10 protein-coding genes are annotated in these 17,572 nt (G+C 41.7%); 8 read left to right on the forward strand and 2 right to left on the reverse strand.

Annotation, left to right across the window (positions count from 1 at the left end):
* Nucleotides 1-369: 369 nt before the first annotated feature.
* Nucleotides 370-654, reverse strand: a complete 285-nt coding sequence (locus V7O64_RS06505; protein ID WP_407357189.1) for a hypothetical protein — start codon at nucleotides 652-654, stop codon at nucleotides 370-372.
* Between the two features lie 123 nt (nucleotides 655-777).
* On the opposite strand from V7O64_RS06505, the gene V7O64_RS06510 reads away from it, so the two are divergent.
* The 4 genes from V7O64_RS06510 (at nucleotide 778) to V7O64_RS06525 (ending at nucleotide 3,751) form a co-directional block, all read left to right on the forward strand.
* The gene (locus tag V7O64_RS06510; RefSeq protein WP_407357190.1) at nucleotides 778-1,230 is read left to right on the forward strand and encodes a hypothetical protein; all 453 of its coding nucleotides are present in this window, start codon (nucleotides 778-780) and stop codon (nucleotides 1,228-1,230) included.
* 79 nt (nucleotides 1,231-1,309) lie between these two features.
* Entirely contained in the window at nucleotides 1,310-2,710 is a 1,401-nt protein-coding gene (locus V7O64_RS06515; protein WP_407357191.1) for a hypothetical protein, read from the forward strand.
* A gap of 104 nt (nucleotides 2,711-2,814) precedes the next feature.
* On the forward strand, nucleotides 2,815-2,955 hold the full coding sequence (locus tag V7O64_RS06520) for a hypothetical protein (RefSeq protein WP_407357192.1): 141 nt from the start codon (nucleotides 2,815-2,817) through the stop codon (nucleotides 2,953-2,955).
* Nucleotides 2,956-3,460: 505 nt separating this feature from the next.
* Nucleotides 3,461-3,751, forward strand: coding sequence for a hypothetical protein (locus tag V7O64_RS06525; protein WP_407357193.1), 291 nt, complete (start codon nucleotides 3,461-3,463; stop codon nucleotides 3,749-3,751).
* Between the two features lie 278 nt (nucleotides 3,752-4,029).
* Here the strand turns inward: V7O64_RS06525 and V7O64_RS06530 are convergent, their stop codons facing one another.
* Nucleotides 4,030-9,027: a PAS domain S-box protein gene (locus tag V7O64_RS06530; RefSeq protein WP_407357194.1), complete on the reverse strand. Its 4,998-nt coding sequence runs from the start codon at nucleotides 9,025-9,027 to the stop codon at nucleotides 4,030-4,032.
* A gap of 391 nt (nucleotides 9,028-9,418) precedes the next feature.
* Between V7O64_RS06530 and V7O64_RS06535 the strand changes: the two genes are divergently transcribed.
* From V7O64_RS06535 to V7O64_RS06550, 4 genes are all read left to right on the forward strand, one after another.
* Nucleotides 9,419-14,554, forward strand: a complete 5,136-nt coding sequence (locus tag V7O64_RS06535) for a PAS domain S-box protein (RefSeq protein ID WP_407357195.1) — start codon at nucleotides 9,419-9,421, stop codon at nucleotides 14,552-14,554.
* A gap of 529 nt (nucleotides 14,555-15,083) precedes the next feature.
* The gene (locus V7O64_RS06540; RefSeq protein ID WP_407357196.1) at nucleotides 15,084-15,242 is read left to right on the forward strand and encodes a hypothetical protein; all 159 of its coding nucleotides are present in this window, start codon (nucleotides 15,084-15,086) and stop codon (nucleotides 15,240-15,242) included.
* 209 nt (nucleotides 15,243-15,451) lie between these two features.
* Entirely contained in the window at nucleotides 15,452-16,042 is a 591-nt protein-coding gene (locus tag V7O64_RS06545) for a restriction endonuclease subunit S (protein WP_407357197.1), read from the forward strand.
* A 17-nt stretch (nucleotides 16,043-16,059) separates the two neighbouring features.
* A complete protein-coding gene (locus V7O64_RS06550) occupies nucleotides 16,060-17,544 on the forward strand; it encodes an N-6 DNA methylase (protein WP_407357198.1) in 1,485 nt (494 codons plus the stop codon).
* The last annotated feature ends 28 nt before the right edge of the window (nucleotides 17,545-17,572 follow it).

Consider the following 17,572-nt stretch of genomic DNA (forward strand, 5'->3'; position numbering starts at 1 on the left):
GACGCACCTTAGCGTCATTTCTTTTCTATTTTTTTGCTCGCAAGGGTACAGTGCCGCGACTTAAGACTTATTTTACTTATGGCACAGTATCAATGGACACTATGTTTTAGGTAAGTTGGATTTAATTTGCTTGTTTAAACACCTCTATTTGCATCACGACACGCTTAGTTGAACCGTGATGAATAAAGTTTGGTTTACGGGTATATATAGATTATTCTCTTTTACAATTTTTTAAGTCATCTAATATACATCTTTGAATATAATTTAAGAGCAGATCCCCGGAAGAAGAAGCGGAGTATCCCCGTAAGGAGAGTATTCCAACGCACAGAAGATGTAAACACTACGACAGCACATACAGAAGGTGCACCCTTAAGTGCATAGGGTTTGCCGGGTTTGGTGCCCCAGATAACCTTCGCTGTGAGTCATTTGAATAGGTCTGAAGATCTCAGTAATGATAAGCGCGGCTGAATAGGCCCGTGCTACGTGTATGTCCTTATTTTCCTTGAATAGTCCTCTGACGTAGTCAGGGATATCCATAGGTTCCCATTCACGTTCATTGCACATATAGATCACCATTCCCATGATGATGTCCTCATAGTGATATACCACATAATCGACGCCAATCCAATGCGCCAGCTCTTCAGAGGAACACAACCCGCCTGCATATCCTGGGACTCAAAGATCGGCCGTACCCGTGAAGGCGGCTGGAAGGATGAGAACGACTGCAGCGAGTGCAAGTACAGGAAGGGCGTTGAAGAAGAGGGCGAAAAGGAGACCGTGAAGTGCAAGCTCCTGCTGGCCCTGTCAATGGAGCACGAAGATCCGGACAAGGTGTACGAACTGAAGATACCATACGGTTCATACATTGAGTTCTCCAAGTACGTGAAGACACTACACGCTGCAGGAACAGATGTGCCCAATGTGATGACCAAGATCACCCGCATTGAGAACCCTGACGGACCGGGAGGCCTGTACACCTTCGAAAGAGGGGATGACTATGAGGGTTCAGTGAGTGGCGATGAGGAAGCCGAGGCCGAAGAGGTAGAGCTCACAGCAGCCGAATCTGCAGCCCTGGACAGCCTTAAGGCAAAGATCAAGAAGCTCGGCGACCCTATGCCAGTTGAATTCGCTGCAGGCATGCTAACCAAGACCGCATCCGTGAAGGGCATAAGCAACGAGAGAGCACTGGCAGTTGTCAACACCATTGCAGTGGACGGATTCATAGAGTAAACCGGCCCGGATGTGAAAAACGATGGATGAGTTCGATGAAGCATATCAGGCCATGCTTGAAGAGAAGCTCGTCGAAGCTATGGAACTCACCGAGGAAGAGCTTGAACAGTTCAGGGAGCGGCGCGATACGTTCGCTCCTGAAATGTATGACCTCAACAAAGTCCTGGACGATACCATAGTCGGTGAACATGCAGCAAGGATGAGCCTGTTCACCATCTTCATCCTCTCCAAGATATGCAGCTATGTGAGCGGCCCTTCAGCCGGCGGTAAGACCGCCATCATGGATGCCGTCATTGATACACTGATGCCCGGCGATGGAGTGGTAGTTGAAGGTGGTAGTGATAAGGCGATATTTGACAAGGAGCGTGAGATCAAAAAGGCCAAGTACGTGGAGATCCGCGAACTGAACAAAGTCAACCAGCTCTGGATAGAGATCTTCAAGTCCTGGGGAGAGGGTAAGGAGTTCATCTACGAGAGAGCTCAGATACAGGGCGGCAATAAGAAGTTCATCCTGCCACCACGCCCGTTCGTTGTGAGCCGTGCCGATGAGTCGGCCAACGAGCACGATGTGGGTGCTGAGTTCAGATCCAGGATGGTAGAGGTCGTTGTGGACGGCTCTCAGGACCAGACCCTGTCTGTGATAGACTGGCAGGCAGAGTCCAAAGAGGACCCCTTCGATGTGAAACACGTCGATAAGGTATTCAAAGCATGTGTGAAATGGCACGTTGGACACCTCCCTGAACCCGACATCATTGTCAATCCGGCCGCGACAGTACTGACAAAGTACATCCCGTCCGTCTTCACAACCGCACGCCGTGACTTCCCGAAGTACCTGGCGAACTGTGAAGGGATAGCAAAGTTCTATCACAGGGATAGGATGATCGTGGATATAAAGGGAAAGAAAACGCTGTTCGTAACACCGGCCGACCTATTCCTGAACCACTACATCTTTGGTACTGCAATGATAGCATCAGCACTCCGCTGTAATCAGCTGGAGAAGCAGATGATACAGATCATCGAGAAGTATGGTGAGCTGACAAAGGCGGACATACAGCGCTGCCTGAGGAAGTACCAGATCAACGTGACTCTAAGGGTCATTGACAACCACCTGAACCACTTAGGTGACCTCGGTTATCTCAACATCGATAAGCCAAAGCGTGAGAACGTCTATTCTGTGTCTGACTTCTACAATGAGTTTACCGTATCTCCGGACTTTAACGAGATCGTTGAGGCCATTAAACAGAAGATGCGGACTAACAAGAATTACCAGCCATTCGCTGAGGAATACATTAAGCGCTTCTGCGGTGATGGTGAGACACTGATGGTCAAGGACCCTATTAGCGGACAGGACATCAATATACTGACCTATCAGTTCGATAAGCCTCATGAGGTTCAACTTGTGGGCGGTGAACAGGGTACAGGTGATGTGGATAGTGACTATCTGTACACACGAAAGCCGCTATTCCTTACCATAGACTGAGGTTGGATAGGGGCATGAATGACTGATATCATATAGCCTGGACATGAGTGTGGTCCTTAAACTCGCTGAATTGTTTGGCATTAACTTAGAGGAGGGATATCCGGATGAGTGTGAAGATCTTTAACGACAACGGCATGATATGGGCCATTGAGGCGGTCTGGAATGATGATATAAAACCTATTGTAAAGTTCTATGATTGTCGCCATGAACATACCGATTACGGTCAGTTTGTTGCGGAGTATTAATCGAAACTTTAGGTGTCCAAGATGTAAGTGCATCGAGACCATGTCAATACATCAGGGATATAGACACGTTGTACGAAGAATATGGAGATAAATTGAGAGAGTGTTCAGGGAAACTTATAAGGTTGTGATACACCCCCACCCCTACCTATCAACGTGAATAGAGGGGTCACCGTGAATGGAGGGATCCCCTAACACCAAATTGCACTGACTGCACATACAATGCAAGGTGACAGGGAGCGATTCATTGAAGCTGGGATGAATGATTATATCTCTAAGCCTATGACATTGAAAGCACTTCGGAAATTGCTGGGCAGATGGAATGATATTATCCGTGGCTGCAGGGAATCCCATCAATAAAATGGTTTATTGTATGGGATTTCCATAAAATTTTAAATTTTTTCACGGGCGAATGGCGATATTTTTGAGTTTCACATATTAGACAATGTGAGGTGATACTATAACTGAAAATATTACAAGACTACTATGGCTATGCCGCCATGACCCCATGCCTAGTCAGCATGAGGACCTTAAGAGGATATTCTGGAAATATGATGTGTTGATACACCCCAGACCGGTGTTGTGCGCAAAAGAGGTCATTGACCTGATGCATGAGTACAGAGCTGATGACCTGTTCGTTGTACTACCGCAGCATCTGGTGGAAGAGCTGGTCGAACATGGTGTTAGGCCTATCAAGAGCCAGATGCACAGGAAAATCCATTCGGATGGGGAAGTTGAATTTGTACATGAATACTTCTACAGGGTGGAAGAGTTCGTGATAAAGAGGACTATATTGTGATTGTGGCTGTCGAGCTTTCTGTAAAACTGATCAATGACTGAAAGGGTACAGGTGTGTTGATAGAGAACCAAGTCTTTTGAAAGCTACTAAATTCTTAGAAGGCAAATTAATTTGTAGACTTGATTTTGCCTAAAGAACACACAAATAATTAATGAAATAAAGTTGGACATATTGGACATCATTGAAAATTAATTTATGTGAATTATAGGTACACACTACAGAAGACTATAGAGGTACAGTGAGTGTAAGGTGTTCAGCTGTTCAATATCTTTTCAAATCTAAGACAATTCTCGACTTTTCAGAATGATCCCATTCCACTTATTCATTAATTCCCTGAGTACCTTTAAGGTAACTGGCTTTGAAACATAATCATCCATTCCTGCTTCAATGAAACGTTCTCTGTCACCTTCCATGGCATGTGCTGTCATTGCAATGATAGGTATGTTATGATCAATAACTGCAGAACTTATATCCCTTATTAGCCTTGTAGCCTCAATACCATCCATTTCAGGCATCTGCACATCCATGAGCACCAGATCGTAAGGAATCATTTCAAGTGCTTTTATCGCTTCCTGTCCATTTGCAACAACATCAACATTGAAACCTAATTTGGTTAGCATTTTCAGTGCCACTTCCTGATTGAATATATCATCCTCAACCAGCAGGATCATCAGTTCATGGTTGTGCTTTTGATGTGAACACACTTGATTGGGTCTGTCAAATGGCACTGTTTTTGACTGCTCTTTCATTCGTACTGTAAACCAGAATTCCGAACCTTTTTCGACTTCACTGGTGACCCCAATATCTCCCTCCATCATTTGTACCAGTCGTTTAGATATTGCAAGACCTAGGCCCGTACCTCCGAATCTACGAGTGTTCGATGCATCAGCTTGGGTGAACTTGTCAAATATCAACTCCATCTTATCTTCAGGAATGCCGATTCCAGTATCTTTAACTGAAAAACGAAGTATGACATTGTTATCATCCTTTGATTTCACAGAGACATGAATTCTCACCTCACCCTGGGAAGTGAATTTGATTGCGTTTCCAGCCAGATTGGTCAGGATCTGAAGTAGTCTTCCAGGATCACCGTACAGCATTGAAGGTACATCCGATTCAACGTCATAGGACAGTTTCAGTCCCTTTTTATGTGCACGCAGAGTCATGGTGTCTGCAAAACCTTCAAGTAGGTCCAAAAGATCGAAGTCCAATGTATCTAATTCAAGCTTATCAGCTTCAATTTTTGAAAAATCCAGTATGTCTTCGATAATATCAAGTAATGATTTTCCACTTTTATTAATGATTTCTGCATAATGCTTTTGTTCTTCGTTCAATTCAGTATCCAGGAGTATCTCGTTAAACCCTATAACCGCATTCAACGGGGTGCGGAGTTCATGACTCATAATGGCAAGAAATTCTGATTTTGCCATGCTGGCAGCTTCAGCAGCTTTTTTTGCCTTTAGAAGTGTTTCCTCGGCCTGCTTGCGGTCGGTGATCACTTCAGTATAAATTATAATTCCCCCGATCGACCCATCTGCTTCGTACCAGGGACGACACTCCCATCGTGTCCATTCCACTATTCCATCTTCCTTATAATATGGGTCATCTTCAGCACTTAATATTTCACCATTAAGGGCCTTTTGATGAATGTCTCTCCATTTTTGAGGCAGGTCCGGGAACACTTCATAGTGGTGCTTTCCAATGATGTCCTTCTCCTTGACCTTGTAATCGTCAAGATAGCGTTGGCTGACGTATATATAATGCATATCCCGGTCATATACAGCCACGGCACTTCTTGTGTGTTCTATGACATAACGCAATAAGTTACGGGAGTGAGCCAGAGCATTTTCCGATAATTTTCTCTCAGTGATATCAGTGACAATTCCATACCATAATGTATTTCCATCACCTTCGTGTACCGGTGTGAAACGGCTTTCTATCCATACTAATCCTTTCATGGGATGATTATACCGGAACTCACTTTTCCAAAGAGACTGATTCCGGGCAGATTCAATTGCCTCCTTATGCAGTTGCTCATGTTCTCCTGTAAGTAGTATATTTATCATTGAAGATGTATCTTTTAACATTTGTTCTGATGTTAAGCCATAAACTTCCTTGATGGCACGGCTAACATAGTGAATATATAAAGAACCATCTGCTTTCATTCCAAACATACAAATGGCTCCAGGTACAGTATCTGCAATTTTTGCCAACTTGTCTTTTTCAACTCTAAGTGCCTCAGCCCACTGTCTACGCTCTGTGATATCTTGATTGATACCATAGGTTCTGATGGTTTTTCCCTTGCAATCCTTAACTATGAAGAATTTCACTGTCATGTGCCCGATACCGCCATCAGCATAAATCATGCGATGTTCCAGATAACGACTGGAGTTTGGATTGTCACAATCTGATGCCTTGAGAACTTCCTCATAAACCAGATGACGGTCTTCCGGATACACAAAACGGTTTGTGTACTCATCGATCGACATCTCATAGCCACCCATTTCTTTCACATTGGTATGGAATATTGCATAAAAACTATCCGAAAACGTAAATATACCGCTTGTAACATCCAGTTCCCAATGACCCATTTTTCCAATATTTAAGGCATTGGATAGCTGCCTCTGACTTCTCAGTAACTGCTCCTCTTGAATCTTGCGTTCTGTGATGTCGGTTGAAATACCACAGATGGCAACTGCCTGTCCTGTTTCATTGTAAACTATCTGAGTACGGCAGTCCATTACTACTTCACGGCCTTCAGCGGTCTTGTTCACCACTTCACCATGCCATTGCCCCTCTAGAAGTGTTTCTTCCAGGATTTCCTGCTGGGTTGCACCTCTTTCAGGATCATCACCATATTTGGTTGTTGGTTTACCAGCGAGTTGTTCATGTGTGTAGCCCAGAGCTTGCAACTCGGCATTGTTTACATAAGTGATGATGCCATTCATGTCGGTTACTGTCACACAGTCACTTATCTGGTCAAGCACAAGGGATTGCAACTGCAATTTCTCTTTTGCCTGTTTTTCAGATGTTATATCAGTACCTACACTAAACATCTCTATCATTTGCCCTTCTGAGTCATATAGGGGATTATTCGACCATGAGACCCAGACTCTTCTTCCGTCTTTACACATGTTCTCATTGATGTTATTCTCATATTCTTCAGGATGCCTGAAAATATCACTCATGAGAGAGTGCGCGGTAATGTCTTGTTCCGCCACGATAGTACCCAGGAGATCCTTGCCTGTAATTTCCTCTTCACTATAACCGAAAAAACGCTGTCCGAACTCGTTGAGGAACAACACTTTCCCCTGGCGGTCCCACTTAAGGATGATGCTGTGGGATTTCTGGACAAGTTCCCGATACTTCTCTTCACTTAATGCCAAGGCATTCTCCGTCTGTTTCCTTTGAGTTATGTCCAGTGCAGTAAAAGTAACACTTTTTGATAGATCATGGACATCTATGGGAGTGGAGCTTAACAAAATATCAATTATAGTCCCATCTTTGCGTTTCCAGCGTGTTTCAACTGCACCAATCCCTTTTTCTGCTATCAGGTGATACTTCTCGGTCCCGACATAGTCATAGTCTTCCTGAGTAGGATACAGCATACGAGTACTGAAACCTATCAGTTCACTGGAACTATAGCCAGTCATTTCAGATATTCGACAGTTTACATATTTCAAAATTCGATTTTCGACAACACCAATTCCAGTGGGTGAAGCTCTGAAAATACTTTCCAATCTTTCCTTATGTTGCTTTACTTCAGCTTGTGCTTTCCGTTGTTCTAATGTCTGAGCAATGTTGTCTGCAAGCTTTTCAAAGAGGTAAATAATCTTTCTTGTGAATACTCCTTTGCGTTTATCATTAAACTGAATCAATCCCAATGTTTCACCATGGACATGTAGTGGGACCAATGCAACTGACTCGTAGCCTTCACCGTTGCAACGATTACGGGTACGTGCCTGCCTGTCTGATTCATTAGTATTAGACAAAAGTTCAGAAGTGGAGTTTGTCCAGAAACTACCGTGTGACGTAAAAAATGGGAGTTTTGGATCGAAACGTCTGCAAATTACGTTTCCGCACATACACTCCAGAACAGGGTTGCCAAGCTCGTCCTTGATGATCTGGCCGCTGAGGTCACGGGTACAGAGAGAATCCTCTAGTCTGACAAAACTTTCCGGGAAACCTAAAGTCTGATAATACGGATAATCGTCTCCATCTTTCAGCCTAATACCTACTGCCTCACAGTTTGAGATTTCATGGAGCTTTTTAATAATATCATGCAGCAACTCATCAAAACCATTAGGTTGATCAAGGATTCGAAGCAGATCCAATAAGATTTCACTTTCCTTCTCCCGCTCCTTTCGCTCCGTTATATCACGTCCGAAGCAGACAAGTTTTCCGGCTTCTACATTGAGAAATGTAACAGAAACCTCTAAGTCAAATATGCTTCCATCCTTGCGGAGGTGTTGTGTCTCGAATATTTCAGATCCTTTGTGGATAATCCGCTTGACTCGTTCTAAGGTTTCAGACCGTTTCTCTAATGCATCAATATCAGAAATATTCATCTTCAGAAGTTCTTCGCGTGAATAACCAGACATTTGGCAGTAAGCTTCATTGACTTCGATCATTGAACCGTCTGTTTCAACTACCCAGAAACCATCTGCTGCTGTTTGCAGGATAGCACGCAGGTAGCTCTCTTGTTCCCAAATTTTCTGTTGAGCTTTTCTGCGTTCATCTTCCACACTAATAGCTGATGCAATTATCCCGATTATCCTTTTATCATCATCTCTAGGCTCAACGTCATCCTGGAATACAGCACATATAGTTCCCACAAAAGATGTACCACATTTTACAGGATGTCCAAGATATGTTTTTAAGGAATATTTTGTCACGTTCGGGTCGGTTACTGAGTAATGGGTTTCAGGGAGGTTACAAACGGTATATGGACCATTGATGCTGCAATTAATAACGTCATAACAAATATGACCATCCGGTTTGTCCCGGGGGTTATAACCCTGCGGTACATTCCACTGTCCGCAGGAGTATAGCATATCGCCTTCCAGACGATTGTAAATAGCGCACGTTGCACCTAAAAGCCTGCCACATAGCTCGGTCAGTAGCTGAATGTTAGTATCGAAATCCTGCCCGAGGCGCAGAAGACATTGATTTATTTCAGCAAGACTCTTCAGGTCGGTCTTCTCTATAGCATACCTGCCTTTAGACAAATCGGAATATTCCGAGCTCAGATATTCACTCTCCGTTCTTTTACCCATTCTTTATGCAGCAATTTTGTATGAACTGTCTGCATTATCCACAATAACAATAAATAAGTCAGGAGTGTTTGTTATAAATAATTTTCATAGCTCTATTTTTCAGATTGTGAGTTTATAACTTTTGCCATATGTCATTCAGAGCAACATAGGCTTATATAGACTGTCTTTGCGAATCGGTGTTATTTATTGCTAGTAGGAGTAACAAAGTGTGTCTCCATAACAGATTATTTATCTTCTATATAGCTGAGTATCCAAATACTCACTAAGTAATCACATATTAGCAACTTTTTAACATATGCTCAACTGTCAATCTATATATATAATATATGTTCTATTAAAACATTGCATCCCATTATTGCTTTTAAAATTAATCTAAAAGATAGATAAATCGATGAATCTGGATGGACAAAAAGGTTCACTTAAAAAACGTGAAGGAAAACAGATGAAAAAGAAATTCGAATCAAATGGTCAAGAACCAGTTTCCTTGTCAGCACAAGATAGTAATCCAGTGGAAAGTATGCTCAATTCATATATGGACATAACCGATACAAAAATGTCTGCAGAAGAGTTGCTTCTCTGGGAGAAACGACTAAAGATCCTTTCAGAGATTATGCATTCCAGATATAATTCTGTCCAGGAATATCTTGACTTCGCCCTTGACAAAGCAATCAAGTTAACAGATAGCAAATTTGGCTATATCTATTATTACAGTGAATCTAAAAAAGAATTCACTCTGAATACATGGTCTAAAGGCGTAATGAAGGAGTGTGAGATTACTAATCCGCAAACAGTTTACAGGCTGGATGATACAGGCATCTGGGGAGAAGCTGTCAGGCAACGTAAATCTATCATTATAAATGATTTTAGTGGTCCAAATCCTCTGAAAAAAGGCTATCCACAAGGTCATGTTCAACTTCACAGATTTATGACAGTGCCCATTTTCCGAAATAATAAGATAGTGGCTGTTGCCGCGGTTGCAAACAAAGTATCAGATTATACAGAAGTAGATGAGCTACAGTTAACTTTGCTAATGGACTCTGTATGGAACATAATAAGGCAGATAGGTGCTGAAGAAGCAATACGCGAGAGTGAGGGGAAATATCGTGGACTGTTTGAGAACGCCCTTAGTGCTGTGGCAATCCATAAAATAGTCCAGGATGACCATGGCAAACCCATTGACTATGTTTTTCTGGAGGTTAATGAAGCCTTCGAGAAACATACAGGACTCAAAGTTGAAGATGTTGTTGGAAAGTGTGTAAGTGAAGTTCTTCCTGGCATAGAAGAAACTTCGTTTATTGATATATATGGTGATGTTGCACTTAAAGGCAAACCTGTTAATTTTGAAATGTTCTCTGAACCATTGCAACGATACTATAGCATTAGTGCTTATCAGGTAGACACGGGAATCTTTGCGACAGTCTTCCAGGACATAACTGAACGCAAAAACGCAGATGAAATGTTAAAGGAAAGTGAACAACGTTTCAGAAGGTTAGCAGAAAATGCTGAAGACATGATATATCGTTATGAATTCTCCCCTAAAAGAGGGTTCACCTATGTTAGTCCGGCTTCAACCAGGATCACAGGATATACACCCGAAGAGCATTATGAAGATCCTGACCTAGGGCTTAAGCTGGTGCATCCGGATGATGTTCATATTCTCAAGAGCTTATCAAAAGCAGATTTTAATGACCTAACAACTGTAACACTTCGTTGGATAAGAAAAGACGGACAAATTATTTGGACTGAACAAAAGAATTCTTATCTGTATGATGACAACGGAAATCTCATTGCCTTAGAAGGTATAGCCAGGGATATAACGGACATAAAAAACGCACAGAAGCGAGAGGAATATATCAAAGATGTTCTTCTTGCAATTCGTAATGTAAACCAGATGATTGTAAAAGAAAATAATCCGCACAAACTTATCCAGAAAGCCTGCGGCAAACTGACAGAAACACTGGGATATTACAGTGCCTGGATTGCACTTGTTGATGATGAGAAAAATGTCATAGCAACAGCAGCTTCTTTTTCAGATTTTGCCAGTGGATTTGACCGGTTGGAGGAACAATTAAAAGAAGGTATATTTCCGCAATGTATGCTGCATATTTTGGAAAAGGACGAAATTTTGAATATAGATGATCCTTCTAAAAAATGTCAGTGTTGTCCGCTATCCTATGATTATTCAAACCGTGCATCTTTATGTTATCGACTACAATATGCTTCCAAATTGTATGGTGTGATGTCTGTTGCACTTCCTCGAAAATATGCCGACCTTGATGAAATACATGACCTGTTCAGAGAAGTTTCAGATGATCTGGGTTTTGCCCTCTATAAGATCGAAACGGAAAAAAGGAGGGAAAAATATGAAGCCCATCTTCGTCTGATGACACAGAATATGAATGATGTTATAATTGAAACCAATATTGAAGGACTATATACATATATCTCTCCTTCCCATCAACGAATTCTTGGCAGGGGCAAAGAATTACTGGGTAAAAACTGCATGAAGGACCTGCATCCTGATGATATTGAGTCTGTTGCCAGCATATTCAATAAAATTGTTGAAACAAATGAGCAGGAGCAGGCTGAATACCGTTATATGCATCCTGAAAAGGGTTATATCTGGCTAGAATCAATTGCTAATTCTTACGTTGATAAAAATAATCAAATAAGGATACTTATCAATACCCGTGATATTACCGCCCGAAAGTCGGCAGAAAATAAACTTGAAAAGGAAAGGTCTCTACTAAAAAGCCTTCTTGATTCAATACCAGATATGATATTCTTCAAAGATCCTGATGGAGTATATATGGGATGCAATCCCGAATTCTCAAATTTTGTTGGCAGGAAGAGAGAAGATATCATCGGTAAGACAGATCATGACCTTTTCAGCAAGGAGCTTGCAGACTTCTTCAGAATGAACGATCTATTAATGATGAAAGAGGGTAAAACCAGACATAATGAAGAATCGGTAGTGTATCCTGATGGAAGGAATGTAATGCTCTACACTACCAAAGCTCCTTTGAGGAACTCTGCAGGCAAGATCATTGGTTTGTTGGGTGTAGGCCGCGATATCACTGATAAATGGCATGCAGAACAAACTATCAAAGAACTGAACAGCCTAAATCAGTCCACAATTGATTCTCTGGATGCCAATATTTGTGTATTGGATGAAACTGGAAATATCATTAAGACGAATAAATCATGGAAGGACTTTGCTATTGAGAATGCGGCTGACATTGAAAAGGTTAGTGAGGGGACAAATTACATCCAGATTACAAAAAATTCTGTTGGCGAGGGTAGTGATTTGGCCTGGCAGTTTGCAAAGGGGATAGAAGATGTTATGATGGGGTTAAGTGATGAATTTGACCTTGAATATCCATGTCATTCGCCAGAAGAGAAAAGATGGTTTATAGGAAAAGTTCGTCCCTTTGAAGATACAGATGCTTTCCCCCGCAAGGTCGTAGTATCGCATATAAATCTTACTCAACGTAAGCTTGCTGAGGAGAAGCTGAAGGAATATGCATCTAGGCTTAGAAGAAAAAACAAGGAACTGGACAATGCCCTTCTAAGAGCAGAGGATGCTACCAGGGCCAAGAGCGAGTTTTTGGCCAACATGTCTCATGAAATACGTACACCTATGAACGGTGTGATAGGTATGACCAGTCTGCTTATGGACACTGAACTTGGTGAAGAGCAAAACCATTATGTTGAAACGATTCAGACCAGTGGAGAACTATTGCTTAGTCTTATAAATGACATATTGGATTTTTCTAAGATAGAAGCAGGCAAACTAGAGATGGAAGTTGTGGATTTTGATCTAAACGATATGCTTGATGACTTTGCTTCAATGCTGGCTGTAAGGGCTCATGACAAAGGATTGGAATTCATCTGTGCATCTGACCCGGATGTTCCTGTTAATATCAAGGGGGACTCCAGCCGTTTACAGCAAGTTTTGACGAATTTGGCAGGAAATGCGATTAAATTTACAGAGAAGGGTGAAATTGTTGTGCGTGTAAGCCTTGTGTCAGAGACTGTATCTGAAGCCCTGTTACATTTTTCGGTCAGGGATACAGGTATTGGAATTCCTGAAGAGAAAAAGGCACCTCTTTTTGACACATTTTATCAGGTAGATGGATCCATCACAAGAAAATATGGTGGTACAGGTCTTGGTCTTGCTATCTCCAAGCAACTTGTCGAGATGATGGGAGGAGAAATAGGCGTGATCAGTGAGGAAGGAGTTGGTTCTGAATTCTGGTTCACAATTCCGTTCGTTAAGCATTCATGTGCAATATCCAAAAGCACTTCACATTATCAAATAAAGGATTTACGCATATTGGTGGTGGATGATAATGCAACCAATCGTGAAATACTGAGGGTTTGGCTTTTATCGAGGGGAGCTAAAGTGACCGAGGTTAGCAATGGTGCTGCTGCGCTGCAAGAACTCTATCAGGCACATGAGGAGCAAGAGCAATTCGATGTGGCACTTCTCGATATGCAAATGCCGGGCATGGATGGCATTACTCTTGCTAATGTAATCAAATCTGACGACAAACTCAAAGATGTTCCTCTCATGATGCTGACCTCACTTGGACATTGGCAGGGTTCTGATAAATCTGATAAAAACCAGTTCATTGCCTTCATTACCAAGCCGGTAAATCATGTGGAACTGCTCAAGAAACTATCATGTCTTTCCAATACAAAGATGGATACTGCAAATTCAGAGACGTCTGTTTTGCAGGGTGATGCATTTGGAAGAGTAAATAAAGGTCTAAGAATCCTGCTGGCCGAGGATAACATTGTGAATCAGAAAGTCGCTCAAAGCATGTTAAAGAAAATAGGCCACAAAGTGGACACTGTGGCCAATGGCAAGGAAGCGATAAAAGCACTTGAAATGATTCCTTACGATCTGGTGCTCATGGATGTGCAGATGCCTGAAATGGATGGTATTGAGGCTACAAAACATATCCGGGATTGTGCTTCATCTGACCTCAAAAGTGATGTGCCTATAATAGCTATGACAGCACATGCCATGAAAGGAGACAGGGAACGTTTCATTGAAGCAGGAATGGATGATTACATCGCAAAACCGGTTTCAATGAAGGCACTCATAGGATTGCTGGATAAATGGTCAAAGGAATTGAATGCAAAAAGCCATGAACATACCCACTCCGATGGACAAATTCATCAAACAGATATACCCATTTTTGACAAAGAGGCTTTAATGGAAAGGATGGATGGTGACATTGAACTGGCACTTCAGCTAATTTCTACTTATATGAAACATACACCACAGCAGATAGAATCCCTGAAGACAAGTCTCGAAAATGCAGATGCTGAGGAGATCAGCAATTGTGCACACGCGATTAAAGGTTCATCGGCGAATATCGGTGGGATGGCTTTAAGTCGAATTGCCGGTGAGATGGAAAAAGCAGCAAGATTGCGTAAAGTGGAGGAAGCTGCAGGCATGCTGGCAGAAGTGGAAGAACAGTTTGGATTGCTTATAAAGCATCTTCAAGAGGTATGAAACACTCACTTTTCCTTTTTAAGGATTTAGATAGAAATGCTCTTCATATGAATCAGACATTCTAAATCCTCTAAATTCTACGTGATGTCTTAGTTTAAAGACGCTTGATTATGCTTCTCGTTTATCGTCTTATTTGTAAAGGATTCTAACTTAAGACTATCTTTAGAAAATTCTGGTTAACTGCTGGCATTTGATATCAGGGTACAGGTGTGTGTGTTAGGCGTTCTTACGTTTAATCTCCTAAGGTCGTTCAAAGCAATTGAAAATCAATCACTACACCACCCACTGAACCTCTCAATCACACCCCAAGCATAATACCAAGGTATTGATAGTTGTTAGACTTTGAATTCTTTCTGTGGATAATTGAAAGGGGTGTAAAGAGTTGTATAATAAAAGTCATAAGAGGTACCACGACATTCCAGACAACAACACACTGAACCCTTTAGGACATCCAACATGCATATCCAGATAATGAATCCGAAACAAAGTTATATCATACATAAAATGGGGTTACTAGTAGTTGATAGTGATGGCTCAAAATAAAAATGTTTCTAACGGCGCTAAGCTCGGTTTTGAGGAGAAAATGTGGCAGGCAGCCGATAAGCTCAGGAACAACAGGGATGCAGCAGAGTATAAGCATGTGGTTCTGGATGCCGACAGAGTCCCTTTCAAACTAATTTTTTTGTAACATAATACTGAACCACGGTTAATTCATTATCTAACAGTTTCACATTGCAAATTTTAAGGTTTCCTTTTCTTTATATCCTGTGTTATGCAATAACCATTGCCTATAACTAATTAATTACAGGTTGTTGTTTATTAGCCATAGATAATCGTAACCTATATATAGCTGCAGCACATATTACTAATTATAGTGATTAACCGGAGTAAACAGTTATGAATAATGGATTAGTAAAGAGATCGATTGGAGAATTAAGCCTTGTTTTTAAGAGTGGACTATCATCTTATTACTTAAAAAATCAAGGCGAGAGTGAAAAAGAAGTTCCTTTAATAAACTTCAAAGATATTTATGATGGAGTAATTGATGCTAGCTCAGTCGAGCGTGTAAAAGTACACGAGACAGAAGCTTTAGAGAAATCTAGGGTTTCTAAAGGGGACCTTGTCCTTAGTACGATTGGGACTTTTAAGGCAGCAGTTGCAGACGAATCAGCAGATGGATTTGTCATCAGTGCAAACATAACTGCAATTACTTTCTCGGACTCTGTGATTCCAGCAGTCGTAGCAGCCTATTTGAACTCTCCCGCTGGACAAAAAGAACTTAAGAAGTGGGCAAGCGGAGGGACAACAGTCGGACTCAACAAAACACAATTAAGCAATGTTCTAGTCCCTGTGCCTTCATTAGAACTGCAGCAGGATCTGCAAAAGTTCATTGCACTCGCACAAGAATACAGCACCCTGCTCTCAAAAGAAGCTGAGATTTGGAATCACATCATCGACGCAGTGATAGTCAAAACAATGGACTCATAAAAAAGGGTGATGACAAAATGACTGAAACAAAATCATTGGAAACTAAAATAATGAATGTCTATTCCAAGATGAAAAGTGCATCTGCCGGAAAATCAAAAGAGTTCATAATTCCCCTTTATTTTATGAAGAGAATGTCGGATTCTTTTGAAGAGGCAGCTGAGAGGATCTTTCAGGAAACTGGTGACTATGGCAAAGCATGGAATATGCCTGAATACCACAACTTCTACGTACCAGAAGTTGCAAGATGGGCAACCCTGCAGAAAGTAAACCATAGTCTTGGATCAGCATTAAGCGAAGCTTTTGAAGGTCTTGGCGAGTTTAATGAAAATCTAAAGGATGCACTTGAATCTTATTGCCAGGATGCAGAAGTTCTCAATGTAGATAGAGAGCTTGAAGCTGGTGTATTCCATATTATACAATCCCTATCAGACATCCCCCTGCGCGATGGTGACCTAGCAGACCCAGAGGATGCAGTAAGGATGTTTGAGAGAATAATCTATAAGCTTGCTTTGGATGAGAAGAGGGCCCTGGAGGGATATGCTATACCCCAATCCCTGGCTCATGTAATGGTGGCTTTGCTTGAAGCGGATGACGAAATGACTGTCTGCGACCCGGCATGTGGTACAGGAAGTCTTCTGGTAGAATGCAATGAATACCTAAAAGCAAGAGATAGAGAGGGAGTTCTTAAACTCTATGGGCAGGAGGTGAACAGGAATTCCTGGAGGATTTCCAAGTTAGCACTGGCCATCAGTGGTAGTTTGAATCCAACTATCAAACTTGGTGATGCGATCACAGAACCCGGGTTTGTAGAGAATGGGAACTTAATGCAGTTTGACAGAGTTATTTCAGTCCCACCATTCTCCAAAAAGGACTGGGGATATGAGGTTGCCAAGAAGGATCCATTTGGCAGGTTCCGTTATGGAGTGCCACCAAAGGGTACAGGTGACTTTGCATACCTTCAACATATGATTGCAAATCTGAACGGAAAGGGTAAGCTTGTAACAGTAGCTCCAGCAGGAATTTTGTTCAGAGGCGGGTCAGAAGGTAGCATTCGCAAGGGGATAACACAGAGTGACCTAATTGAAGCAGTTATTGCTCTGCCTACTGGTCTGTTTTCTCATACGGCTATTCCAACTTATATTATAGTCATAAATATGGAAAAGCCTGCAGAGAGGACAAAATCTGTGTTGTTCATAGCGGCAGACCAAGAGTTCCAGCAAGACAGGCGTGACAATTCCTATAGGCATGAGAATGCTGCAAAAATTGTCAGCTCATTCAAGGAATACAGTGATATTGAAAAATATTGCAGGGTTGTACCCATATCTGAGATCGCAGAAAATGAGTTCAACTTGAGTATGCCTTTGTATGTAGATACATCTCCCGAGATAGAGACTGTGGATATAGAATCTGCAGTTAAAGATATACTCGAAATCGAAGGTCAGAGAAAGAAGGTCAGAGATGAGCTTTTCAAATCTTTGAATAAGATAAGAGGTTTCGAGTAAAAGCAGAGTGTAAAAAATACAGGAGTTA

The sequence above is a fragment of the Methanolobus sp. WCC5 genome, assembly GCF_045690325.1.
Classification (GTDB): Archaea; Halobacteriota; Methanosarcinia; order Methanosarcinales; family Methanosarcinaceae; genus Methanolobus.